The sequence below is a fragment of the Rufibacter sp. XAAS-G3-1 genome (assembly GCF_013623775.1).
Classification (GTDB): Bacteria; Bacteroidota; Bacteroidia; order Cytophagales; family Hymenobacteraceae; genus Nibribacter.
Genome location: NZ_JABFAM010000050.1, coordinates 1 through 676, shown reverse-complemented (window position 1 = coordinate 676; position 676 = coordinate 1). Strand labels below are relative to the sequence as shown.

General features: G+C 51.0%; 1 pseudogene. It reads right to left on the bottom strand.

The annotated features are described in order from the left end of the window. Positions 1-227 (bottom strand): annotated as a pseudogene (locus HHO50_RS20945) (nuclear transport factor 2 family protein); the annotation flags it as partial. Positions 228-676: the final 449 nt, after the last annotated feature.

Genomic DNA, 676 nt, shown 5'->3' with positions numbered 1-676 from the left:
CCCCAGCTACCCCCCATATGGACGAACACGGCGTTCTCATGGAAGAGGGCGGCCAGGGTATCGGCTTTCTTGTCGGCCATCCATTGCCATTTCTCCTGGGAGAGGTTGATGATTTCCTGTTCTGAATGCGGTGCATCCGCAGCGGGGGAACTTGCTTTTTTCTGGGTGGTGCAGGACACAAACACCGTCAATCCTAGTAGGCAAAGCCCGAGAAGGGATACTTTCATGGAGGTTTATCTTTTAAGTGAAGGGTCAGGAGTGGCGTTACCTTGCCAGGTGTCTAACTATTTATTACTTTATCAATTCAACGCATTTATCTTCCGGAATGATGGCAGAAGAAAGCCTTGTTTTTACCTTAAGGGGTTTCGCTAACCGGTTTATGCGTCTAGTTCGTTTTGGAATATTCCGCATCCGTTACCCGTTGCAACCAGATGGTTTTTCCGTTTAACGCAGGACTGGTGGCCAGGTAGGTAACGCCTAAGTCAGGGGTTGCCCCATGCCAGTGCTCCACGACCGGTTGGCATTTAACGACCTCGCCTTTCCGCACGGTTTGCTTAGGTTTGCCCTTTCCTGGTAATAGCCCGTTCCTTCGGTAATTAGTAAAATTTGGCCGCCCGGATGCTTATGCCAATCCAACCGCGCGCCTCGCTCCATCGTGGCCACGGAAATACCGAAA